Raw genomic sequence first — 706 nt, forward strand, 5'->3', positions numbered from 1 at the left:
TGGAGGCGAAGGCAAGCGGCGTGCCAAGCGCGATGATGCCGTTGCTGCCGCTGATGATGCCTCCAAGAAAGAATATGAGCGCGAAGACGAGGGCGGGCGGTATCGGAAGCGTTGAGAGCGTATCGGGCAGCGTCTGCAGCACACCTGTGTGGTCGATAAATTCTTTCAGTACAAGCACGAGAAAGGTGTTCAAAAGCAGCTTCATTTCAAACGAACGGCGCGCCATTGACAGCGGATCCCCCGCTGTGAAGCGATAGACGAACGCGGCCGCGACAAGGACTAGAAGCACCGCTGGGACGACGGAAAACCTGCCGGCCAATATCAACGCCAGGATCAAGAGCAGCGGCCATAGATGCCGAAGCAAAGCAAGAGTCTCGCGCAGGCGGCCGCCGCTTTGCCTGCCGCCCGTTTCTTCTGGCAGCCTTCCGATGTACGGATAGTACCAAGCAGCACGAGGGCGACAAGCGGCATTATCATGCCGAGCATGAATTTAGGCAGAGGCACTCCGGAGAGCGCCGACATCAAGAGCACGCCGAAGTAGGTGGGGAGCGTGCTTTTCGGGATGTGCCGGGACCAGCTCGCTACAAAGGCCTGCTCTTTGCGGTCAAGATACCCCTGCGTGTAATCTTTGACTATGTCGCCGCACAGTATCATAGCCGCGGCGGATGGCAGCAGCCCTATGAAGAGCGGCGCGCCGGCGGCGTTG

2 protein-coding genes are annotated in these 706 nt (G+C 59.2%); both read right to left on the bottom strand.

Translation table 11 applies throughout. The features are described 5' to 3' along the window. The coding region (locus RRY12_13340) for a hypothetical protein (protein ID MEG2185659.1) at nt 1–319 on the bottom strand (319 nt) is incomplete at its 3' end. 14 nt (nt 320–333) lie between these two features. Beyond that, the coding region (locus RRY12_13345; protein ID MEG2185660.1) for a DUF401 family protein at nt 334–706 on the bottom strand (373 nt) is incomplete at its 5' end.

It is taken from the genome of Cloacibacillus sp., from assembly GCA_036655895.1.
Lineage (GTDB): Bacteria > Synergistota > Synergistia > Synergistales > Synergistaceae > JAVVPF01.